This window comes from Dictyobacter sp. Z7_2 (genome assembly GCF_057551105.1).
In genome coordinates this window covers 1169856-1193860 of sequence record NZ_BAAJPE010000002.1, presented here as the reverse complement: position 1 = coordinate 1193860, position 24005 = coordinate 1169856, and the positions used below count along the sequence as shown (strand labels likewise).

The window sequence follows — 24005 nt, the reverse complement described above, 5'->3', positions numbered from 1 at the left end:
TCTTACTTTTTCTTACTTGCTAGAACTTCTTCGTAGACCGCCAGTGTTTGTTCTGCGGTTTTATGCCAGCTGAAGCGTTTGGCCTGTTGCAGCGAACGCGCACGCAGATCGGTTTGCAAGGCGGGGTCTGTCAGTACACGATACATTGCCTCAACAAGAGCCTCGAGGTTGTCGGGATCAATGCTGAGAGCGGCTTCTCCCACTACCTCGGGCAGCGATGTACGATTGGAACAGACGACTGGCGCTCCACATCCCATCGCCTCCAGAGGATCAAGACCGAAGCCTTCATATAAAGATGGAAAGACAAAGAGGCTGGCGTCGCTGTAGAGCGTGGGTTTATCCTCCTCTTCAATGTAGCTATAGATGATCTGCTCGCTGATATTCAGCTCCCTGGCGATTGGTCGAGGATCAGGGAAGAGCGCTCCCTTCTGCTTGTCTGGATTGCCCGCAATCAGTAGCTGGAGGTCAGGATCTCCGATCTGCGCATATAAACGAGCAAATGCCCGGATGAGTTGGGGGATGTTTTTGCGTTGATCCAAACCTCCCAGATAAAAGACGTAGCGCTTTCCCAGGCCATAACGGGCTCGCGCTTTCTCACGTGTCTCTGGATCGGTGATTGGTCGATATTCTGGACCCGCTGCTTCATAGATAACACGAATACGCTCTGCTGGAATCTTGAGTAGCTCAATGATATCCTGTTTGGCATGCTGGCTGGGAGCGATAATGTAGCTCGAGCGATGAGCCGTACGGGCGATTAAGTTTGTGTATGCTTTTACTTTGTTATTGGGTTGATATGCAGGTAGCCGCAGCGCGATGACGTCATGAATGGTGACTACTGTCGGCATAGGAGGAAATAATGGTGGCGCGAAATAGGGTATATGTAAGAGATCGACTTGTTCGTGTCTGGCGGCCAGCGGTCCCGTGAATTGTTCCCAGGTGACTTTCTCTAGATTGTCACTTTTGCGGGCCAGCGTCGGGACAGGGTATGAGCGATAGGGATAGGCTTTGACTGGGAGGGATTGAATCGGTTGCGGTCCGAGTAGGACATATTCGTTGTGATGATCAATCTCGGCGAGCGCGTTGAGTAGATGAGATAGATATTGTCCACTTCCCGTGGCTTGAAATTGAAAAAAAAGAGCGTTGATACCGATCTTCATGATTGTTCTGCCTTATCTGCAAAGTTTTGTTGTCCAGTATAGAGCTGCTCATAAAGGTGCAGCATCTTCTGGGCTGATCTCTCCCAAGTATAGAGCTGTGCCCGTTGGTAGCCTTTCTGGCGGAGATCCTCGCGCAGTTGTTCGTTTTGTAACAGGCGCGTGATCGCGTGGGCAAGTTCATCCACGTTGTGAGGGTCAACCTGGAGGGCGGCATCGCCCACTACTTCAGGCAGTGACGACGTATTTGAGGTGATCACTGGCGCACCACAGGCCATTGCCTCGATTGGTGGCATGCCGAAGCCTTCAAAGAAAGATGGGAAGGCAAAAATGTCGGCCATACTGTAGAGCGTTACAAGCTCGTGATCTGTGACGCGTCCTAAAAAGCGGACCTTTTGCTCAAGTTTGAGGTCACGTACCAGCTGCTGTGTCTCCTCATAAAGCCAGCCTGAACCTCCTGCGATTGCCAGCATGGCTGGACCATTCTTTTGCTTGCTTGCCTGATGGAATGCCTTGATGAGCCCTCGATGATTTTTGCGCGGTTCCTGCGTTCCAACCGCTAGCACCAGGGGATATTTGAGCTTGAATTTATATCTGGTGGCTGCTAATAAGACTGGATCAGTAATGCGCCGGAAATATGGTTGGACTCCAAGAGGAATCACTACTATTTTCTCTGACGGAGTATGAAAGTGTTCAATTAGTGTGCGGCTCACTTCACTGGATACTGTGACAATCACATCGGCGGCATCAGCTGCTTCAGGTACTACTTTGCGCAGATACTCAGCCAGAGAAGAGACTGCGTATTCAGGATGTTCCAGAAATGCGAGATCATGGATGGTGACTACTTTGCGTACTTTTTTCCCAAGTGGGGGAAGTACGAAGTCTGGTCCATGATAGATATCTGTTGGGCCGGTAAAGAGTGTCGCCGGTACGGGCACACGCATCCGATACCAGAGAATGTTGATGTAACGATCAGGCAACAGAAGGTTGTGTCCTTGGACATTGGCAGCAGTGGGGAAGGGATGCTCTCTGTCGGTGTGCCCACTTGTGAGCAGCGTGAATTGGTTTTCTGTATCCTGGGTTAGCATGGCGGCGACAAGATTGCGTACGTAAACACCGATTCCTGCGCCTTGTCGTATCGCCGCCGTATAGTCAATCGCAATACGCATCGAATTACCTTTGCATTGGTGATGCCTCTTATCCTGGAGGCCAAGTCATGGTACGACCACCCAGCAGGTGAAAGTGCAAATGAAATACGCTTTGTCCTGCCTGAGAGCCGTTATTGGTGACGAAACGATATCCCTGCTCCAGCCCTTGCTTATGGGCAACCGTACGAGCAGCTGTAAAGAGCGCTGCCAGCAAGGGGCCATCATCTGGCGTCAAATCGGCCATTGAGGCAATGTGACGCGTTGGAATGAATAGTATGTGAACTGGAGCCTCGGGATGGAGATCCCGAAAAGCTACGACATCATCATCTTGATAGACAATGGTGCTAGGAATTTGACCAGCTACAATTTTACAGAACGGGCAATCATAATCCATTCAAAAAACCTCAGTAGCCAGATGCATTATCACTTTACTTAATGCATCTGGCGTAACTAGCAATGTATGACACGTAGGTAATTAATGTCTTATATTACTCACTCAGTGCCGGACTACTATCAGAAGTTACTGGCTGCTCCGTTGTGGCGGTCTCTGTCGTGGCCGCAATAGTGGCCTCCGCATTTTTCTTTTCCTGCGCCTTCTTAATGTGTGCAGCAAGCTCTTCCTCATGGAACTTCGGGTCGTTGTATTGCGGCAGGTTCATCTCTACGCGTATGGCTTTGATGGCCTGATAGACGGTACCGGCTTTCAAATTGAGCTTTTCCGAGATCTCTTTATGCACACCTACCGGTGGCACTGGTAGATAGGGCTGATAAGCCAATTTGATACGCTCGAGCTCTTCCATGCTGCCTTTGTAGGTCTGGATCTCCCACCAGCTGGGAATGTGTTGACGATCGCGCAGGTCTTTGATGATTTTTTTGACAGTTTTTTTAGGGATATCAAACTCTTTCGCGATTTGTGTACGAATGCCATCAAATTCGTTGGGCTGGGAGAGTATCGTATAACGCTCTTCAACCTGAGTAATCTGTTCCGCAGTGGGTGTAAATGGCTCTGGTGGTGGCGTTTTCTCGCGCTTGACTTTGGGCTCTGGTGCGGGCCGAGCCGGCTTTGGTTTTTTATTAAATGGCTTTGGACCACCTTGCGCCGGATTTTTCGCCCAGGGTTTGCTTCCACTACGGCTGGCAAAACCATCGTTTGTTGGTCGATAGGGCGGACGTTGTCCAGGTGATGGGGTCAGGCTGGCACCATTGCTGACATGATAGGCCGCAGGACCTCGTCCAGGATTATAGCTCCGGTTGTCGCGCGTGTTGGGACCTGATCCTGGATACGCAGGGCGATTTCCTCCTGTCCCCGCATTGCGGTCTCGTTGTACAGGAGGCGATGACGGCTTGGGACGTTGAGGAGGCGGATCGGGCTCTCCTATCTTCACGTCTGATAGGTTGTCTAGCCATTGGTTCGTTCCACCATGCGCGGCCTTTGGCTTGGGTAGCGCAGGCGGTTTGGGCGGCGTCGATGCACTTTGTGCACTGGCAACTGCTGGCTTTGTTCCTGGTGGCGGCATATTTTTTGCCGCTTGCTTTTCTTTTCTGGCTTTTTGCGTGCAATCAGGGCAAGTTACTTCTCTAGCATTGGCCGACTGAAACCACTTGCCGCAGGTGATGCAGCGCATCTTAGTTTTGCTCATGCGCGAACTCCCCTGTACCATTAAATTTTGATACGAAATTATGTGTCGGAATGCATTTCTTAGTATATCAGGTTGTCTTGCGCATGTCACCTTACGCGTACAGTATCCTACCAACGGATTGGAAAAGAAACAGTCCAGAACATTGGCCACTTTCTATTCATTGTACTCGTGACATCTAACACTTTTGTGGTACTACCCAGGAGGCTCGCTCAGGACTATGGGTTATCGTTGTTCTTCTGGGGGGAGAATCTGGCGTAACATAGCAACAGTCAAGGCAAGTTGTTCTTTGATTGTGGTTGTGTCTGATTTAATCTCTGTAAGTTGGTCGTTTGTTTGCTTTTCAAAACGAATGTTTCGTTTCTCCTGACGTTCGAGGTTGAGTTTTAAGCTCTCCTGGGCAGCCTCGATACGCCCTGATGATTGTCGTATGTTGCGATTATCAATGGCAAGTAGATCAACTTTGCTGAGCTGTGCTTTGAGTGCTGCGATTTCTTCAGTTAACGGCTCTATTTTTTGATCAATCATTTGTTAGATTTCTTCACGGCTTAGCATAAGCATATTCCTTTGATTGATGTTTTTCTTTGACTGAGCTTGAGGAAGGCTCTTGCTACTTGATAGTATACACAGAAGAATCTTTTAAGTAAATGCAAAACGTTGTCCTTGACAGATGAAGTGTTTCCTTAAAATATGCTTAAAGTTTTTAGGCGACAGGTAAGCTCTTTATGATGCTCAACCAGGTGTCGATGAGCCTGTAGAGGGCAACGAGCAGTTTTTTTGTGTCATAGGTGCCGACCAGGGAGTTCATCTGATAATTTATGTCAGTCGTATTATACTCAGATGAGTGAACACAGGTTTTATTAAGTGTCGTTTTTATGAATATCTTGTGAAGAGGTGATGAGCTATGATCGATGCATTTGTGATTGGTGCAGCAAGTCTTAATCCTGGTGGCATTATTGCGTGGATTGTAATTGGTTTGGTGGCCGGTTGGCTGGCTGGCGTGATTATGCCTGGCGGTGGATATGGAGTGATTGGTGATATTGTTGTAGGTTTAGTAGGCGCTTTTCTTGGCGGTCTTATTGTGGGCTTGCTGGTCCCAGATGCGAGCTTTGGTTTCTGGGGAAGTCTGGTCGTTGCTCTGATAGGCGCTTGTATCCTGGTTGCCATCTTGCATGCAATTGCCGGTCGTAGACGCGTGTAATACTGCAAGCGTAACTGTAATAATCTTTTGTTTTCTAAGTAAACATGAAGAAAGATCGATCGTTCTCACTTGAATGGTCGATCTTTCTTCATGTTTGTCTTGTGTTTTGTTCTGGCCAGATAGATGCTCTCCTGCTTTATGCGTGAGGATCTTCTGCGGCGAAGAAACGTTCAACGTCGCGGATGCTTGTCGTACGGTGAGCGGGTGGTAGCGCGTTTAGTACCGTGCGGCCATAGCCTTTGGTATGCAGACGCGTGTCCAGAATCGCCATCACTCCACGATCTTCGTGACTACGCAGGAGACGCCCAATGCCTTGTTTGAGCCGCAGGACTGCCTGGGGGAGGACGTAGATGCCGAACCAGTTTTCGCCAGCAGCTTTCATCAAGGCGACACGCGCTTCGTGTACTGGATCGTCGGGGGGATCGAAGGGCAATTTGTCGATGACCACCAGCGAGAGCGCTTCTCCGGCGATATCTACCCCTTCCCAAAAACTTTTAAGACCAAAAAGGACGGCGTTCTCTTCCTCACGGAAGCGTCGTGTGAGTTCAAGCCGTGTCGTCTCTCCCTGTTTTAAGAGCGGATATGGTAGATGTGGAGCCATCCAGTCATAGGCTTTTTCAAGGACACGCTTGCTGGAGAAGAGTAGAAAGGCTCGACCACGCGAGAATTTGACGAGACGATACATTTCAAGTGCCAGATCATGGACATAGTCTTCCTCACCTTCGCCGAATGTAGGCGCTGGCAGGTGACGTGGGACGTAGAGCAATGAGTTGTTCTCATAGTCGAATGTCAGAGGCAAGATACGTTCAAGCACATCATCCCGTTCAATGGGGTCCAGTCCGATTCTGCTGCGGAAATAGGAGAAATTTGGCCCTTTTTCTTCCGGCTTGGCGGCGTTCGGACCAATGGTGGCAAGGGTCGCTGACGTGCTGATCACGTTGCATTTGTTGAAGAGCTTCTCTGTTAACCAGGATGTGACATCTAATGGGGCGGCAGAGGCCTGGAGTACTAATCCTCGCGTGGCCGATCCGGCGATGCGCTCGATATAATAAACAAATTTGCTTTGATCGGCGACCGAAAAAACCGTGCGTATGTTTTCTGCCAGATTCTGTGTTCGCTTTAGCAATTTATCGTAAAGTTGTCCCTCTTTCTCGGGGAGATCCTTCGGACGCTGTTTGCGCATGGAGTCCATGAGATCAGCGATGGTAGTGGCAAGGCGCAAACCTTCTTCAACTGGTCTCTCTAAATTGGCTCGTCCTTTGAAGCCGAGATTGGTTGTCTGCTCCAGTCGCATCCACAGATCCTGAGCAGCTTGCATGGCAGTATCCTGCAAGCTATTCTGGCTATGATCTTTGAGCATGCGTTGTGCCAGCAGCGTCTGGATCTGGGAGGGGCTGATCGTGATCGTAAATGAGCGTGTTGCTTCTTCTTCAAGGTGATGAGCTTCGTCCAGAATAATCACATCGCGTTCGGGGAGGAGAAAGCCTCCAATGGCAGCGTCGAGTAAAAGCAGGGTATGGTTAACGACGATGACCTGGGCACGCTCGGCACGCTCACGCATCTGACGTACATAGCATTCATCAAAAAAACTACATTTGCTCCAGGCACATTGGTCGCTATCCGTCGCGATGCGGCTACGGATGTCGGCGGGTAAGCGGAAACCAAGGTTTTCAAAATCCCCATCAAGCTTATAAGCGGTATCCGGGTCGTTAATCAGCTCGTAGAGATGTTGGAAGTCGCTACTTTTGCTGTAAAATTGCATCCCCACACGTTCAGTTTCGACGCGATCCAGGCAGATATAGTTGCTCACTCCTTTGACCAGTGCGGCTTCAAAATGCTTGATGTGCTTTTGGACAAATGGAATGTCTTTGTAAAAGAGCTGCTCCTGGAGTGCTTTGTTGGCGGTGCTGATGATAGCTACCTGACCAGAACGCACGACTGGAACAAGGTAAGCTAGCGATTTACCTGTTCCTGTGGCGGCTTCGATGATTGCGGGGACGTTTTTGCTGATGGCCTGTGAGACGAGCGTCGCCATTTCGACCTGCGCTGGCCGTTCCTCATAACCTGTCAGGCTCTGCGAGAGGATACCTCCCTGCCGCAGATCTTCAGAGACTCTTTGGATGAGCCGCAGGTTTTTGGTTGGTTCATCCAGATCGTCAAGATCATCGATTTCCTCCTCCTCAAATGGTTCAGGAGGGGCTTCTGGAGCCGTTCGCAGAGATTTTGTGGCGAGGGCGATGATTTTCCGTTTTTTGTCCTCTTGCGTGTCTTTTGGTGCTTGTTCTTTTGCTTCTGCCAGGGCTGGTTTGGTCTTACGTGTTGTGGATCTTTTGGCATCTAATTGGATTGGTTGTGGATGATCCTCTCCTTCCCGCATTGTATCGATATCGGCTGCCTCATGAATAGCAGGCAGTTTTTGTTCAAGCTGTGGATGTGGAGGTAGGATCGGTGTGACCGGAACAATTGGTGCTCGAGGATGTGCCTCTGTATTACGTATGGGAAGTCCTAATAATGCCTGTAAATAAGCATTGGCAAAGGCTTGTGTATGCTGAAAGCGTTGTTCTGGATCGCGTGCCAGTGCTTTGAGTAGGACGGCTTCTAATGCTTCTGAAATATTGCTATTAAGGCTGCGTGGCCTGGGGAGAGGCTCTTGCTGCTGCTGGAGTAGTAGTGCTCGTTCGTTGGCTTGGTAAGGACGCTGGCTACAGAGCCATTCGTAGGTCATAACGGCCAGCGCGTACTGATCGCTGGCTGCTGTCGGATGTCCCTGAAGTTGTTCTGGAGCCATATAAGGGATAGCTGCCGTATCATCATCGAGACAAGGTGTGTTGAAACCGGGAGGTGTCAGTGCGAAACCTGTCAGCAGGATTTCGTGACGTTCGCCGATGAGCACGTTGCCGGGATGGAGATTTCCATGGATGGTGCGCGTGGTATGGGCGTAGTGCAGAGCGTTAGCAATTGGTGAGATATATAAGCGGACAGTATCGGGTGCGAGTTTTTCTCCGGCTGTGAGATGATCTGTGAGTGGCTGGCTCTTTGGTTGCTCAAGCACAATATATCCATAGTCGCCATCGAAATTTGCCTCAAGCATCGCGACAATCGCACGATCCTTTAATTTTTTGAGTTGCTTGGCACGCGCTAAAAAGGCTATTTTGTCTTCGGCTTCGGGAAGCGGGATGGTGAGTTTCTGGATGATCACATTCTTTTTGCGTTGCTTCCCCGCATACACATTACTTGTAGAACTCTCGTACAGCAGTCCGCTGATAGTATAAGAACCAAGCTGCTGCAGCTCTACCTCTGCCATATTATGCCTCTCAGGTAAATAATAAACATCTGCCGCCTTTGTCCGTGTCAGTATAGCACAGCGGGGCGCTTAGAACAAACAGTCCTGTCTTAGTCTGAAGGCGGTTTGCGGGGGAAAACTTGACAATTATGACTCTGGTGAGGTATATATAGTGTATGTTGTACACTAAGTGTGTATGGATAAAGTAAATCAATCGAGTAGACTGTATCTCTTACATCTATAATATATCCGTAGCTGACGTTTGTCAAATTTTTAGCACGCAGAATCAGAGAACATGACGTTTCTATAGGTACTGCAGTTAATTGTCCGACTGAGTAGAGAAGGCACGAAATGGAAGAGCAAAGAAAAATGATGGGGGATAGTGGAGATGGTGGGCGCGGTGGTCAAGAGGTGCAAGTTGAACAGTATATCCAGAGTGAGCATATGCCGGAGCCTCTCGCTGAAGCCGATGATCATCATTATGATGTAAGCAAGTATGAACGTCCATCGGTCACGGTCGACGTTTTGATGATGAGTTTACGTCAACGTGATCTGCAAACGTTATTGATCAAACGACGTGCCTGGCCATATGAGGGGATGTGGGCGATTCCTGGCGGCTTTATCAGGATGAATGAGTCGCTTGAAGCAGCAGCGAAACGCGAATTGCAGGAAGAGACAGGTGTCCAGGATGTGTATCTGGAGCAGTTGTATACTTTTGGCAATCCAGGACGCGACCCTCGTACGCGCGTGGTGACGGTGGTTTATTTTGCTTTATTGGACTCTGAACGCTTGCAGGTGCGGGCCTCAACCGATGCGGTTGATGTCAGTTGGTTTTCGGTCTATGAGTTGCCTCAACTGGCTTTTGATCATCAGGAGATCGTGGATTATGCTCTCAATCGCTTGCGCAATAAGCTGGAGTATACGACGATCGCTTTTAATTTGTTACCAGAACAATTCACATTGCGTGAGTTGCAACAAGTCTATGAGATTATCCTGCATAAGCGGATGGACAAGCGTAATTTTCGCAAAAAGATTTTATCGACGAATATTTTGGAAGATACAGGCGAGAAAAAGATGGAAGGGACGCATCGTCCCGCTCGTCTGTATCGCTTTAATCCTGCGGCTGAACACAAACTCTAATATGCGTAGAAGATATTGCTAAGTGAGCGATCTTGTCTCAATGATCTTACAAGGAGCGTGAATGAGATGGCAACATCAACTCTTCCCGAAAACTTTTTAACGCAGTCAACCCTTTTCCTGGATGCTCTTGTGACATGGGAACGAAATCTGTCTCCTCTGTACTGGCAAGATCTGCTGCCGGAGGCTCAAGCAGGACAGGCTGCTATCTTTGGGATTGATATGATCAATGGCTTTTGCCATGAGGGAGCTTTATCCAGTCCGCGTGTGAAAGGGATTATTCCGGCGGTCGTTGACGTCTTCCAAAATGCATATACGCTTGGCGTGCGTGATTTTATTCTGGCTCAGGATGCTCATAGCGCCGATGCTGCCGAGTTTGCCTACTTTCCTCCACATTGTCTGGCTGGCACGAGCGAGGCCGAGACAATCCCCGAACTCGCCCAGTTGCCCTTTGCCGACCGCTACAAAATCGTTCCCAAGAATTCTTTGAACGCCTTTGTGGGCACCTCGCTGGGCGAGTGGTTGGAGGCGCAATCGCATCTTCGCATTGCCATCGTTGTTGGCGATTGTACCGATCTCTGTGTGTATCAGACAGCTATGTACATCAAACTGCACGCCCTGGCTCACAATAACTCCAAATTGCGCGTGATTGTGCCTGAAAATGCTGTGCAGACCTATGACACTCCTGTTGCCGTTGCCAAAGAGCTTGGTATCTTTCCACACGATGGAGACTCGGTACATCTTATGTCTCTCTATCAGATGGCACTTAATGGTATCGAGGTCGTGCGTGCACTTGAAGCGCGTCGGACAGTGCAATAGGAGATTTGTGCGGGTGCCCATCCAATACAATCGATACGTGTACCGACGGGGGTCTCCAAAAGGGGACCGTCGTTGGGGAGCGGCAGGTTGTTGTTCGTATCCCAGAGCACAGGTAGTCCTTCGATGTTTTCAACGCGGTCGAGGGTGAGGTTGACTGGATAGAGTCTGCGTAGGCAGGCATCAAAGAGATAGCTTGGATAATGAAGTATTTCTCGTCTCCAGACGACGCATGATTCCTCTTGGAATAAAGGCTCGGGCAGATCCTCGTTGGTGGTGCTGGCATGCAGGATGGCAGCAAATTGATAGGATTGTTGCGGGCTGAGCGTGATGCGCTCAAGATAGTAACCTAGCGGGTTGAGGACGGCCAGGATCTGAGTACTGGTATGGAGTAGGTGCCGGAGCCAGGCGGGTGGACCTACCAGATAGGTTCCCCATTCCTGCGCGATGATAGTCTCTCCACGTTGCTCGTGACGGCTGTGCCAGACCTGGAAGATAGTGGGCTGCGTTTTGAAGTCGCAGTGACATTCGTCCCAGGTTGGGTAATCACGATGGTCAATCTCACGTTGTATGTAACGAATGAGCGTGTAGGTGGCAGCAGCTAGTGCTCCAAGGGTCGCGCTGGAGAGCATAAATACACTACGCTTTTTTGTGCTCAAGTTCAAGATGGTCAACCTCCAATATATCGAGTAGCTCGGTGAGAGAATGAACTAATAAACAATCGAGTGTCTTTTCTTGCATTCTATGTGCACGATCCAGGAGTACTGGCGTGATGCCAACCGAGCGTGCTCCAATAACATCGTTGATGTAGGAGTCCCCGATGTGGAGCGCGTAGTCGGCAATGGCGTTGGCTCGCTGTAAGGCGAGTTCATAAAGAGTCGGCGAAGGTTTAGCTTGACGCGTAGAGGCCGAGATAAGGACACAATCAAAATATGTGGTAAGTTTGAGGTTGCTCAATATAGGGCCAAGGGAGATGCCCCAATCAGAGATCACTCCTAAGGTATATCCATGCTTCTGCAATGCCTCAAGCGTCTCATAGACATCTGGATAAACCTGCCAACTTGTATGTTTTGAAAACTCCTCGTGCACGATGGCTGCAAACTGGTAAAGCCGCTTTTCGTCGGGCTCGGCGAGAAATGGCCGCAAGAGATGCGCATAATATTCGATCCAAAACGCTGTAATGGCTTGATCATCTGCCCAGGTATCAGGGTGCGCACGCATATGACTGAAAAAGAAATCTTCTGCGGCTTCAATTTGTGGCTTTAACTTCTCCGCGCTGATCTGTAAGGAAAAGCTCTGGCCGACCTGCTGATAGATTTCGGAAACGGAGGGATGTGGCTGAAGAAGCGTAAATCCGGCGTCAAAGAATACTGTGCGGATCGATTGTGGCTGTTCTAGTTTCATGAAGAGCTACCTATCTGGAAAATACGGTCCGGTCAAAAAGATTACTATCTTTTTGGCTCTTGCTAAAGAGTCTAGCATGTGAGTTGTCTGATTGTCAAATACGTGTTAGAACGGGTTTTCCTCTGGGAGGCCGGCAAAAAGCTGTCAAGCGAAGCGAAGACAGTGTAGCGTCGCACGCTCGCGTGCGATGTCCCCGTGACTCGTATGAGACAGTTGGATCTCGGCGTGCCACGCTGGCCTGCCTGATCGTACGTCGAGTGGGACATCGCACGCGAGCGTGCGACGCTACTGGATAGGGCGTTCCCATTCCATGCTGGTGCTTTCCCTGTGTGTACAGATTGTCTGAGCTTGCCGCGGATATTAGGATTGGAATGTGTTTTGTAATTTGTCTGCTTGATCGACGGCAATCAGATTGTTTAAGAACTCGTCAATGTCTCCGTTCATGACTCCAGGCAGATTATGTCGAGTCAGGCCGATGCGATGATCGGTGACACGATCCTGCGGGAAGTTATAAGTACGGATCTTCTCACTGCGGTCGCCGGTCTGGACCTGCGAGCGGCGGTTCTTGCTGAGCTCTTCCTGACGCTTGGCCTCTTCCAGATCCCAGAGGCGCACTTTCAGTACTCCAAGCGCTTTAGTCTTGTTTTTGAGCTGCGACTTTTCGTCCTGACAGGTAACAACCAGACCTGATGGGATGTGCGTGATGCGGACCGCAGAGTCAGTGGTGTTTACACTCTGTCCACCATGACCGGTTGAACGATAGACATCGACACGAATATCGGTATCCTTGATATCAATGTTGATCTCATCGTCCGCTTCTGGCAGCACGATGACTTTGGCGGTCGAGGTGTGGATACGACCGTTGGCCTCTGTGACAGGGACACGTTGGACGCGATGCGTTCCGCCTTCATATTTCATGCGGCTATACGCGCCTTTGCCTTTGATGACAAAGGTAACGTCTTTGATGCCACCTTGTTCGGTATCGTTGATGTCAAGGACCTCAGTCTTCCAGCGATGGTTATCCGCATAACGGCTGTACATACGGTAGAGCTCACCTGCGAAGAGCGCGGCTTCATCACCACCGGCTCCGCCCTGGATAGTCACGATAGCATTTTTATCATCCATGATGTCCTTGGGCAGCAGCGCGACTTTGACATCCTCGATCAGCTGTTCCTGATGCTTTTTGAGCGTTTCAAGCTCTTCGTAGGCCATATCGCGCATCTCGCCCTCTTCGCTGTCATAGAGTTCCTGTGTCTCGGCGATCTGGCGCTCGGTCTCCTGCAATTGGTTGTACTTATCGACTACAACTTCAAGCTCAGCATGCTCGCGGCCGTAGCGCTGGAGCAGTGCGATGTCTGAGAGTACCTCTGGCTGAGCCATCAATGTATTAAGTTCTTCATAACGTTCGGCTAAACTAGCCAATTTACCCATTAAGTCCATAGTAATTTCTCCCACTCTCTCGATGTCTGAGTATCTATTGTGATCCGCCCTGGATACACCTTCCGTCACGTTTAAAAATGGTAGTGAGGCGTTGTGCAATCGCAGGTAAGGCGGACAGATGTGTGCGGTAGTACAAAATTGTGATGCATAATGCCTATGGCCTGAAGGCCTGTCTTCTCAAAATGGCATGGAGTGTCCACGCGCTAGAGATAATTGGAGGCAGGTTGAAGTACCGCTACCCGGCAGCAAGAAGGTAACGTTCGGTGGTTGCTCGGCGTGTATAACGCAAGCCAGGCGATTGATCCACTGTTAATAGTGAATGCTTGATTCGTGTAATGAAGAGTTGTCGTTTCACACATCTATTATACCATTTTTGCTCAAAACTGAATAGGGCGTGAAAGTTTGGTTTTCTTTTTGTTGGAGAGCTCCCTGTCAGTATCAACCGGGTGGTCGGAACAAGGAATAACGCAGGGAAGTGTACTTGTTATAGTACCGTAATAGAAAAGCGAGCCTACTTGGGTAACTTGCGCGTATAATAGATAAAAAGAGATGTACATATTTCTATCGACGTACGTTCTCTATTGAGAAGAAGCTTTTTGCCCTCCTATACTTGATGTGTTAGCAGGTCAGGTCTGGCGATGTCAGGCAATAAAAAAGCTCATGTGATATAATCGATATTAGCAGTCCGCCCGTGCATTTGCTAGATTATTCATTGCACAAATCGTGTAAGAGCATAGAAATAAACATATATACACGCTTAAAACAGTGAGGAGCATACAAGAGATGAAATGCGAGCGTTGTCAGAAGAACCCAGCCCGCGTACGTGTGGATCAGATGATCGAGAATCATCGAGAATCCCAATTTCTCTGTCAGTCGTGTGTTGACGAGATGATGAATACGATGGGGCAACTTGGTGACCTAGACGGCCAGGGTATCACAAGTGCTCCCTTTGGTTTTTCGACCAATAACCCGAGCAGTAATAAAGCATCCTCGGGTGCGACAAATGCAAATGCGGCGACTACTGAGCGGCCCAAGAAACACAGCAAGACCCCAACGCTGGATCAATATGGACGCGATCTGACCGAGGAGGCCGCTGAGGGGAAACTTGATCCTGCCGCAGGACGTGCGCGTGAACTTCGGCGTCTGATTACGGTTTTGGGACGACGTCAGAAGAATAACCCGGTACTGATCGGAGAGCCCGGGGTGGGTAAGACGGCGATCGTGGAGGGACTGGCCCGCAAGATTCAAACAGGAGATGTGCCTGCGACACTACGTGGTCGGCGCATCGTCTCGTTGAATATTGGTGGTATGGTGGCTGGCGCCATGTTTCGAGGGCAGTTTGAGCAACGCATTAAATCTATCCTTGAAGAGCTACGCCAGGCAACTGAGGTAATTGTCTTTATCGATGAATTGCATACTATCGTGGGTGCTGGAGCAGCTGAAGGAGCCGTTGGTGCGGCCGATATGATAAAACCTGCCCTGGCTCGTGGAGAGATCCGCTGTATTGGTGCAACCACGATAGATGAGTATCGAAAAGATATTGAGAAGGACTCTGCTCTGGAGCGACGTTTCCAACCGATTATGGTTGATGAGCCTTCTCCTGAAGAGGCCGTGGCGATGCTTCAGATCGTACGCCCTAACTATGAGCTCCATCATGGAGTGAGTATTACAGATGAGTCTATTGAGGCCGCCGTAAAGTTGTCCGATCGCTATATTAATGATCGCTTCTTGCCCGATAAGGCGATTGATGTCATGGATGAGGCTGGCTCGGCTTTGCGTCTGGAGGCGATGGAGAAGGGGATTATTAGTCCTACCACGATCTCCGATCTGGAGAAGGAGCTATCTGATATCCAGTCCCAGAAAGAGGCGGCAGCCAATGCTGAGGATTATGAGCACGCTGCGCTGCTGCGTCAGCAGGAGTTGCTGATTCTACGCAATTTAGAGAAGGCTCGCTCTGAGAAGAATAATGTGGCCTCTCTGGTTGTAACTCCTGAGCACATTGCTCAGGTGGTTGAGATGTGGACCGGCGTTCCAGTGAGCCAGATGCTGGAGAGCGAGCGGCAGAATCTGCGTTCGCTTGAAGGGGATCTACGTAAGCATGTGGTCGGTCAAGATGAAGCGATCCGAGCCGTGGCACGAGCGATCCGACGCTCACGGGCTGGCCTGAAAGATCCCAAGCGTCCAATTGGATCGTTCCTCTTCCTGGGTCCCACCGGCGTGGGTAAGACGGAGCTGGCAAAAGCTCTGACCGCTGAGCTCTTTGGTGGCGAAGATCATCTGATTCGCCTGGACATGTCTGAATATATGGAGCCACACACGGTTTCACGTCTGTTCGGGAGCCCTCCTGGCTATGTCGGACACGATGATGGCGGACAACTGACAGAGCAGGTGCGCCGCCGTCCTTATAGCGTGATTCTGTTAGATGAGGTTGAGAAGGCCCATCCAGAGGTGTTCAATTCATTGTTGCAGATTATGGAGGATGGCCGTCTGACAGATGGTCATGGGCGTACCGTCGATTTTAAGAATACGGTCGTGATCATGACGAGTAACGCCGGTAGCGCTGATCTCAAGCGGGCTCTCACGATGGGCTTTGCTCGTACACGCGATGAGGATTCTGGCGATGAGCAGCATGAGATTATGCGCTCAAAGGCGATGGATGGCTTGAAAAAGATCTTCCGTCCAGAGTTCATTAATCGTATCGATCAAGTGGTCGTGTTCCACTCGTTGGGCAAGGCTGAACTGTATCGTATTGTTGATCTTCTTCTGGCGCAGGTTCGTGGTCGTTTGGCTGAACAGCAGATCGAGTTGACGGTGAGCGATGAGGTGCGCGATTTCCTCCTGAAAGAAGGCTTTGATGAGGAATACGGAGCTCGTCCATTGCGTCGTGCCATTCAGACGTATGTCGATGATGCATTGGCGGATGCCATTTTGAACAATGATATCCACAGTGGACAATCTGTTCTGCTGATGATGGAAGATGGAAAAGTTGCTGTGTTGCCACAAGAGCATATGCAGATACAGAACATCTAAGCTGATAGATGACTCTTCAATGGTCGTCTGGCCCGCACGCTAGTTTGAAATAGCGAGAGGCTAGACGACTTTATCTCTTCCGCCCATTTGGGTGATCCCTGCATCTTTTTTTCTGAGGGCCTCGTACTAATACTAGAGTTTGGCTCAGAATACGAGCACTCTTCTGCGTATTTAATCAATAATAATTCTTGCTGCACCAGCAGTTCTTCTGCATGAAATGAGGAAGAACTATTTTTGTGTTGGAATAATTGGTGCAGTATTTATCTATACTCTCCTCTAGAGCTTCCGGTTAATGGGATAATGTTTGCTGTGTGCTTGTGGATGAGGAAGACAGGGAGATGGAGGTGTGAGCATAATGAAGGAAAAGAAAAAACCCCATCCTGGTAACGTATTGGATAATAGCTCTATTACCCCTCAACTATCATTAGATGCGGTGGCCTATGCAGCTCTTTTTGAGCAGATGGCACTGGGGATTGTTTATATTGATACGTTTGGTCGCTGGCTCCATGTCAATCAGAAATTTTGTGAGATCGTTGGATATACCTCTGAAGAGCTTCAACTCCGTGCATGCCAGGATATCATCTATTCTGAAGATCTCGTCTATAACGCAGATATATTTCATCATGATACACTAACTCCAATAAATAAAGAGCCAGTCGAATTGCGCTGTGTGCGGAAAGACTCCGGTCTTGTCTGGGTGAAGATTACGTTCAGTACAATGGGCGGTCAGGCCGAGCAGGAGCCTTATCTGATAGGTTTCGTTGAGGAGATTACTGCACAGAAACAATTAGCTCTACACGCTCAGAGGGAGTATCAGGAGGCGCAATCACGTGTTCTTACGTTGCGCAAAGAAAAGCAACAACTGGAGGATTTTCTGAGCCTTGCCACGCATGAGCTACGAACGCCGTTGACCACGATCAAAGCTAACACTCAGTTGGCTATGCGTCGTCTGAAAAATGTTCTACAGCAGCCTATACCTCTGTCGGATGGCAGTGATAAGAAGGTCGAGGCCGCCCTGGGAATGTTAGAGCGTGTCGAGCGTCAAATTGTGGTCCTCAATCGTTTGGTTGGTGATATCCTTGACGTTTCGCGTATTCAATCAGGCAGGCTGCAAACATATCTGTCGCAAGGTGTCTGTGACCTGCTCAGCATCGTTGATGCGGTGGTGCAAGAGCAACAGAAAGCTACTCCAGAACGTAGTATTAGCGTACATTTTCCTGGGGGCGATCGAATTGAGATATGTGCAGATGCTGAACGTATCGGCCAGGTTATTTCACATTATCTGTTGAATGCGTTAAAATATTCAGAGGCTAACCAACCGGTTGCTATCGAGCTACAATTTGAGCAGCAAGCAACAGATACTCCAACAGTACGCGTGAATGTACAGGATAAAGGACAGGGGCTGGCGCTGGAAGAGCAGCAACGTATCTGGGAGTGTTTTTATCAGGCCCCAAAAGTGAAGGTACTTAGTGGCTCAGGGGTCGGGCTAGGCATTGGCTTGTATCTGAGTCAGATCTTGATCGAGCGACATGGAGGCTCTGTAGGTGTTGTCAGTCAACAAGGTACCGGCTCGACATTTTGGTTTACTTTGCCCCTGCATAAATTGGATGTAGGCAATGATGCAAGCTGATTGTGCTATAGTAGTAGATATAAATGAGGGTATACTATGAAGTTACGTAACTGGTTGACCCTGGGGGGATTAACGCTTGGCTCCATCGGTGCAGCCGCTATTGTTAATAGCTTTCTGCCACGCTCCTTTTTAACAGAGCCGTCTTATGAGCAACAAGCCGGAGCCACTTCTCCCTCTACGGCATGGCCTGAGATTGAAGTTTCTTTTTTACGCTGTGGATCGGTGACGATACCAGAGTGGTTAACTGTGCGTGGCTCTTTCTCTCTGGCACCCAGGACGCTCACGTATAGTGCGGTATTGATCAAGCATCCTCAAGGCACCTTCCTCTATGATACTGGTCTCTGCCAGGATATACCACTATTTATGCTGGATCAATCGTTCTTTTTTACACATACCGTTGGGCAGTTTGAACTGGAAAAATCGATTTATTCTCATCTGGAAGATCGGCATATGACTGCCAGGGATCTTGATTTTATTTTGTTATCACATCTGCATTGGGATCATGTATCAGGCATTCCCGATCTGCCGGGTGTACAACTACGCCTGAATCGTGTTGAGTATGATGCGGCGAGTCAGGGGCTATTTGAGAAGAATCAAGGATTGGTACGTCGTTTACTCTGTAACAATCCTGTGGAACTCCTCGACATTGCCGGACCTGCCTATGAAGGCTTTCGTTCAAGCTATGATGTCTTTGGTGATGGCTCGATTGTATTGGTTCCACTCCCCGGTCATACACCGGGACAAACTGGTCTGTTTATTAATAGAGCACATGGGGCACGCCTGTTCCTACTTGCAGATGCAGCCTGGGTAGCGGATAATTATATAGCTCCTGCGACGATGCATCCTTTTATCTGGTCGCTTGTTACTGGTAATAGTGCCATTGCCAAACAAACCCTGATAGACTTGCATTATTTTTCTGCTAAGCATCCCGAAATATCCATGGTTGCTATGCATGATGGACATATGCAGGATGCTGCCATGATTGTCGAAAAAGAACGACAGAAGATGCGAATTGTTTAACGCGAGCCGATTGAGCTGTCATTTAACTTATCTTATAAGGAATGTGTGTGTGATGAAATGTGGAGAGACTAAAGCACGTCACGATAGTTTAGTTAGCAGGTTGCCAGAGGCGGTACTGATATGAGATTCGCACGAGGTGAGACGTATATAGATAAGCGTGGGCGGCGTTATCGACGGATGTCCTTTGAGCAACGGGTACGTTTGCGTAAAGATTATATGTCGAACGTGCCACGCTGGCGCTATCCTTTAATTGGTTACCTGGTGTCGATTCCCGTCACGGTTGTCGTAATTCTGTGCGAGGTCTATATCTCCAAAATATTTGGGCAATTCTTATTTTCAAGTACATTTAGTGTGCTATCTATCCTTTTCGTTGCTCTCTTCTGGGGTGTCGGACCGGCTGTGTTTGCCATTGCTTTAAATTCTGCTGCTCTCTATTTCTATTTTGTGTTGCCACATAACTCCTTTAACATTGGGAGTTGGCGTGAGCCCTTGGAGCTCTTGCCGTTTGTCGTATCGGGACTGGTGATCGCTCTGATCACTGCACAACGCGAGCGGGCGCGCTTTCAGGCGATGGCGAGCGAGGAGGAGTTGCAACACTATGCGCAGGAGCTTGAGGAGACAAATCAACGTCTGGAAGACGCGAATCAGATGAAGGATCGTTTCCTCTCGATTGCTTCCCATGAGCTGAAAACTCCAATTACAACGATTCGAGGTCAGGCTCAATTGATGCTGAGACGTCTCTCAAAACAGAAGAAAACACTGGGCGAGATGGATGGGGTTACTACCACCCTTGGACGTATCAATGACCAGACCAGTCATCTGACGATGCTCATAGATGAATTGTTGGATGTGAGCAGCATGCGTACCGGGAAAATGGTGCTGAATAAGCAACCCTGTGATATAGGTGCGCTCTGCCGGGAGGTGATTGAAGATCAGCAACTCCTGACAGAACGTGAAATTACGTTTCATACGCCTGAAAATCCAGTAATTATTGAAGTTGATGCCAATCGTATCACCCAGGTCATCTCCAACTTAATTAGCAACGCGCTTAAATATTCACCCGACAAAGCGATAGTGGAGGTATGCCTCAAGCTGGAAGGGTCGTGGGTCTTGCTGGAAGTGAAGGATTATGGAAAAGGGATCAAAAAAGAGCAGCAAGAACATATCTTTGAAACGTTCTATCGCACTCCCGATGCACAATCATCATCGAAACGAGGTCTGGGCCTGGGATTAGCTATCACCAAAGATATCGTTGAGCGCCATGAAGGTACTATCTGGTGTGAGTCAGAGCCAGGAAAAGGCAGCTCCTTCTTTGTCAAACTGCATGTTTAGGCTTCGAGAGAGAGGAATATACTGGAGATAAATAATTGGTGATGAAGGAGGGGGTATGTTGAGGCGGTTTAGGTGGCGCTATGTAATCTTGATCCTGATTCCCCTGCTATTTGGGTTGATGCTGGCGACTCTTTACTCTATGCATGTGCTTACCTGGCCTCTAATTGGTCAGCCCCCTCCTCCTGCCAAGGTGATTGGTAAAAAAGCATTACCCTCTAGCAATACGATCAAATATTTTGGGCGTTGGGATATGCATGATCATTTGACCTATGTAAGTTATTGGGGTGGGGCTTATTTCAAAACTGCGTTTACTGGTCGCCATATTCAGATCCAACTTGCTGAGCCTGCCAGTCTCTATGTAAGTGTCGATGGTGGAAAGGAGATTTCGATTGATGCTGGACAAGGATTGTCCAGTCTCATTCTGGCACCTCTGCCTGCTGGTGAGCATACGTTACGGGTGACGGCTGGATCAGAGGCGACGACGATTGCTTTTCAAGGGCTACTTTTGGATCATGATGCCGATTCTTTTACTCCTCAAGTTTCTCCCATGACAGTAGAGTTTATCGGAGACTCGATAACCGCTGGCTTTACTGATACGCTGGGTGATCTTTCCAGCTATGCCTGGCTGTCGGCTGAGGCGCTGGGGATGGAGCATGTACAGATCGCTTCAAGCGGGATTTGCTTGCTTGTGATGACCACTCCATCTTGCAACGGTATGCAGACGCAGTTTTTTAGGATGCAGCCTGCCAGCGAGAGCTCTACTCCCTGGGTGGATGATAGCGAGCAGCTACCTGATGTGATTGTGATCAATCTGGGGACAAATGATCAGATGCATGGACAGTCAAACGCAGCTTTTGAGGTTGCCTACATTAATTTTATTCGCGAGATCGGGCAACGCTATCCCCACGCTTCTATCTATGTGATGCGAACGTTCTCCGGGGCGATGGAGATACCTACTAGAGATGCGGTTTCTCTGCTGAATGCCGCTGGTTACTCACGTGTATCCTATATTGATACGGCTGGTTGGCTGATCCCGAATTCTTCAGATTTCAATGACCAATTTCATCCTAGCGACGATGGGCAACGGAAAGCCGCTCTAAGATTGGTTACGGTGCTGCATTCATTTGTCCGGGCTATTTAATAATGATTGTTCGTGGCGATTGCTCCTGCACACACTTGTCATGAATTTCTGGCGCGTGTTATACTTAGAACAAAAGTTTTATTTCGGTGCTGAAGATCAGGAGCGCTTATTCAGATATGCAAGTACACACTGATACTACGCTCATCGAGGCTGACGATGAATATTTGTTTGGGTGGAATGCGACTCCCGGTATAGTTTCTGTTTGGGCCCATCGCGATGGACGGGCGATCGTGTGGCGGCGCGTGGATAATCGCGTTGTGCGCTCGATTGAGCGTTATCGCCCCTGGGTACTGGCGACTTCATTGGAGGATATCTCTTATCTGGGTGCGGCATTGCAGCCGTTCGATGTCCAGGTTACTGACAAAGTCATGATTCGCTATCGTGAGCTGGAAGGGCCGGAAGCATCTTATCGCTATCTACTATTTGCACGTGACGCACGAACGCTGGAACGAGCTATCCTCGAGGGAGCGGGACATCGCCTGGGACGCCCTTTTGCTACGCTCAATGATCTGGACGATGCTTACTATCGTGTTGGTCCAGTAGAGCAGTATCTGATGAGTACCGGTCAGGTTTACTTTCGCGGGATGGTCTACGATGATTTACATCGGCTCCAATTTGATCTAGAAACCACCTCACTCGATCCTCATCGTGGCCGTATATTTCTGGTTTCGATCCGCGATAATCATGGGTTCGAAACTGTCCTGGAGGCTCCAACCCCTGAGGATGAGGCTCACTTAATCTATGAGTTATGTGCGTTGATCCGCGAACATGATCCCGATGTGATTGAGAATCATAACCTCTTCGGATTTGATTTGCCCTTTCTAGAGCATCGAGCTCTGGTACAACACGTGCCGCTGGAGATGGGACGCGCAGGCGGCCCGATGATTCTGGAAAGCCATCAGGAGACTCTGGCGGTTGGTCCAGAGGCGCGCAAGCGGAAGCGCTTTAGTGTGGTGGGGCGCGAGCTGATAGATACTCTGGACGCTGTCCGAAGACATGATTTTGTGGTGCGCGATATTCCTAGCTATGGCCTGAAAGAGGTGGCAAAGTATTTTGGGATCGCTTCTACTAAACGTGTCTATATCGAGGGATCTGATATCTTTGCGACCTATCAGAAGGATCCTGAACTGGTGCGCCGCTATGCACTGGATGACGTGGTTGAAGTCGATGGTCTGTCTCGACGTTTGTTGGGAGCTCCTTTTGCATTATCCTCGATGGCTCCCCGGCGCTATGAGCGTCTGGCTTCAGCAGGTCCAGCGATGGGAGTTCTGGAGCCGATCCTGGTGCGCAGCTATCTACGCATGGGGGCGGCTTTACCTTATCAAGCAGCCAGCCGCAGCGCTGAAGATGGTCTTCATGAAGGCGGAGCGGTTCATCTCTTTGAATCGGGCATAGCTGAGCATGTCGTAAAAGCTGATGTGGCCTCGCTATATCCATCATTGATGCGCACTTTTCGCATTGGACCGTCCTGTGATCGGCTGGGGATCTTTTTGAATATCCTGGGACGGCTTACTGATCTGCGACTGGAACATAAAGAACTTGCTCGTCAGGCCAAACGTGGCTCGATTGAAGCCAATCATCATACAGCCACGCAGGCGGCCATGAAGATTCTGGTAAATGCTGCTTATGGTTATATGGGGGCCGGTTCGATGGCCATCTTTGCTGATGGGAAGGCCGCTGGCGAGGTGACAAGGCGTGGACGAGCTATCCTCACACACATCCTGGACTCACTGCGGCAGCGCGGCATGGCGCTGATTGAGGCCGATACCGATGGTGTCTATTTTGCGGTCCCTGCCGATTGGACACAGGCTCAAGAGCAGGCGCTTGTGGATGCGATTGGCTCTGAGTTGCCTGCCGGTATTCATCTGGAGTACGAAGGACGCTATCGGGCAATGCTGAGTCATGAGATGAAAAATTATGCCTTACTGACCTATGATGATCGTCTGCTTGTGCATGGAGCAGCTCTCCATTCGAGTCGCTCTGAACCTTTCGGCCAGCGTTTTTTGCAACAAGCGTTGCGCTATGTGATGGTTGGTAACGTGGTTGGTATTCGTGATATCTATCTCAAGATGATCGCAGATCTGCGCAATCGCCGCTTGCCCGCTTCTGATCTCGCCACGAGGGTAAAACTATCCAAAGCACCAGAGAGCTATATGGCGAATAGATTTGCACATGCTGAGCCGGCTTATGAAGCGCTTTTGCATGCTGGTAGAACCGATTGGCATATCGGAGAACGCGTACGCTTTTATCGCACGCGCAAGGGCTATATCTGGTTGCCCGAAGAGAATGAGGAGATGACCGTGGTAACTGATTGGCGCTCACAGGCCGATGGTAAAGCGGTATCTCAAAAGAAGACGGTAATTGTCACTCATCATGATGTTGCACAACGACGCGATTATGATGTCGAACATTACGTACAAATTTTGCGCAACTCGTATGCAGCACGCCTGACAAAAGCCTTTCCAAAAGATGCCTTTGAACAGCTCTTTCGCTTAGAGGAGCAGCCCAGCCTGTTCGATATTGATCCTCCCGTAGAAAGTCTCCAGCCTCACTGGATACGTTGTAATATACCATCCTGAAATGTATTGCTTCTTGAAATTGTCTGGCATATAATGGAGCAGTTTGTATAAAA

General features: G+C 49.3%; 18 protein-coding genes. 9 read left to right on the top strand and 9 right to left on the bottom strand.

Going from position 1 to position 24005, the window contains the following annotated elements; translation table 11 throughout:
• Window positions 1-2 precede the first annotated feature (2 nt).
• From AC27N8_RS18505 to AC27N8_RS18485, 5 genes are all read right to left on the bottom strand, one after another.
• Window positions 3-1157, bottom strand: a complete 1155-nt coding sequence (locus AC27N8_RS18505) for a glycosyltransferase family 4 protein (RefSeq protein WP_487068866.1) — start codon at window positions 1155-1157, stop codon at window positions 3-5.
• A complete protein-coding gene (locus AC27N8_RS18500) occupies window positions 1154-2323 on the bottom strand; it encodes a glycosyltransferase family 4 protein (RefSeq protein WP_487068865.1) in 1170 nt (389 codons plus the stop codon). The genes AC27N8_RS18505 and AC27N8_RS18500 overlap by 4 nt, the downstream gene beginning before the upstream one ends.
• 28 nt (window positions 2324-2351) lie before the next feature.
• A complete protein-coding gene (locus AC27N8_RS18495; RefSeq protein ID WP_487068864.1) occupies window positions 2352-2696 on the bottom strand; it encodes a histidine triad nucleotide-binding protein in 345 nt (114 codons plus the stop codon).
• A 94-nt stretch (window positions 2697-2790) separates the two neighbouring features.
• Window positions 2791-3942 (bottom strand): hypothetical protein, encoded by a 1152-nt coding sequence (locus AC27N8_RS18490; RefSeq protein ID WP_487068863.1) that lies wholly within the window; start codon window positions 3940-3942, stop codon window positions 2791-2793.
• Window positions 3943-4164: 222 nt separating this feature from the next.
• On the bottom strand, window positions 4165-4467 hold the full coding sequence (locus AC27N8_RS18485; protein WP_487068862.1) for a hypothetical protein: 303 nt from the start codon (window positions 4465-4467) through the stop codon (window positions 4165-4167).
• Between the two features lie 376 nt (window positions 4468-4843).
• Here AC27N8_RS18485 and AC27N8_RS18480 point away from each other — a divergent pair, with 376 nt between their 5' ends.
• The gene (locus AC27N8_RS18480; RefSeq protein ID WP_487068861.1) at window positions 4844-5140 is read left to right on the top strand and encodes a GlsB/YeaQ/YmgE family stress response membrane protein; all 297 of its coding nucleotides are present in this window, start codon (window positions 4844-4846) and stop codon (window positions 5138-5140) included.
• A 136-nt stretch (window positions 5141-5276) separates the two neighbouring features.
• On the opposite strand, the gene AC27N8_RS18475 is transcribed toward AC27N8_RS18480, so the two are convergent.
• Complete coding sequence (locus AC27N8_RS18475) at window positions 5277-8444, bottom strand: helicase C-terminal domain-containing protein (protein WP_487068860.1); 3168 nt, start codon at window positions 8442-8444, stop codon at window positions 5277-5279.
• Between the two features lie 330 nt (window positions 8445-8774).
• On the opposite strand from AC27N8_RS18475, the gene AC27N8_RS18470 reads away from it, so the two are divergent.
• Complete coding sequence (locus AC27N8_RS18470; protein ID WP_487068859.1) at window positions 8775-9563, top strand: NUDIX hydrolase; 789 nt, start codon at window positions 8775-8777, stop codon at window positions 9561-9563.
• A 66-nt stretch (window positions 9564-9629) separates the two neighbouring features.
• Window positions 9630-10379: a cysteine hydrolase family protein gene (locus AC27N8_RS18465; protein ID WP_487068858.1), complete on the top strand. Its 750-nt coding sequence runs from the start codon at window positions 9630-9632 to the stop codon at window positions 10377-10379.
• Here AC27N8_RS18465 and AC27N8_RS18460 read toward each other — a convergent pair.
• The 3 genes from AC27N8_RS18460 to prfA form a co-directional block, all read right to left on the bottom strand.
• Complete coding sequence (locus tag AC27N8_RS18460) at window positions 10316-11041, bottom strand: hypothetical protein (RefSeq protein ID WP_487068857.1); 726 nt, start codon at window positions 11039-11041, stop codon at window positions 10316-10318. The genes AC27N8_RS18465 and AC27N8_RS18460 overlap by 64 nt on opposite strands.
• Entirely contained in the window at window positions 11016-11780 is a 765-nt protein-coding gene (locus tag AC27N8_RS18455) for an HAD-IA family hydrolase (RefSeq protein WP_487068856.1), read from the bottom strand. Before AC27N8_RS18455 ends, AC27N8_RS18460 begins: the two co-directional genes overlap by 26 nt.
• A 360-nt stretch (window positions 11781-12140) precedes the next feature.
• On the bottom strand, window positions 12141-13220 hold the full coding sequence (gene prfA / locus AC27N8_RS18450) for a peptide chain release factor 1 (RefSeq protein WP_487068855.1): 1080 nt from the start codon (window positions 13218-13220) through the stop codon (window positions 12141-12143).
• Between the two features lie 783 nt (window positions 13221-14003).
• Between prfA and AC27N8_RS18445 the strand changes: the two genes are divergently transcribed.
• From AC27N8_RS18445 to AC27N8_RS18420, 6 genes are all read left to right on the top strand, one after another.
• Window positions 14004-16250, top strand: coding sequence for an ATP-dependent Clp protease ATP-binding subunit (locus AC27N8_RS18445; protein ID WP_487068854.1), 2247 nt, complete (start codon window positions 14004-14006; stop codon window positions 16248-16250).
• A gap of 355 nt (window positions 16251-16605) precedes the next feature.
• Window positions 16606-17880 carry a PAS domain-containing sensor histidine kinase gene (locus AC27N8_RS18440; protein ID WP_487068853.1) on the top strand — a complete coding sequence of 425 codons (1275 nt, stop codon included), beginning with the start codon at window positions 16606-16608 and terminating at the stop codon, window positions 17878-17880.
• Between the two features lie 36 nt (window positions 17881-17916).
• Window positions 17917-18900, top strand: a complete 984-nt coding sequence (locus tag AC27N8_RS18435; RefSeq protein WP_487068852.1) for an MBL fold metallo-hydrolase — start codon at window positions 17917-17919, stop codon at window positions 18898-18900.
• Between the two features lie 120 nt (window positions 18901-19020).
• Window positions 19021-20232: a sensor histidine kinase gene (locus tag AC27N8_RS18430; protein ID WP_487068851.1), complete on the top strand. Its 1212-nt coding sequence runs from the start codon at window positions 19021-19023 to the stop codon at window positions 20230-20232.
• Window positions 20233-20287: 55 nt separating this feature from the next.
• Entirely contained in the window at window positions 20288-21373 is a 1086-nt protein-coding gene (locus tag AC27N8_RS18425) for an SGNH/GDSL hydrolase family protein (protein ID WP_487068850.1), read from the top strand.
• Window positions 21374-21489: 116 nt separating this feature from the next.
• The gene (locus AC27N8_RS18420; protein ID WP_487068849.1) at window positions 21490-23952 is read left to right on the top strand and encodes a DNA polymerase domain-containing protein; all 2463 of its coding nucleotides are present in this window, start codon (window positions 21490-21492) and stop codon (window positions 23950-23952) included.
• Window positions 23953-24005: the final 53 nt, after the last annotated feature.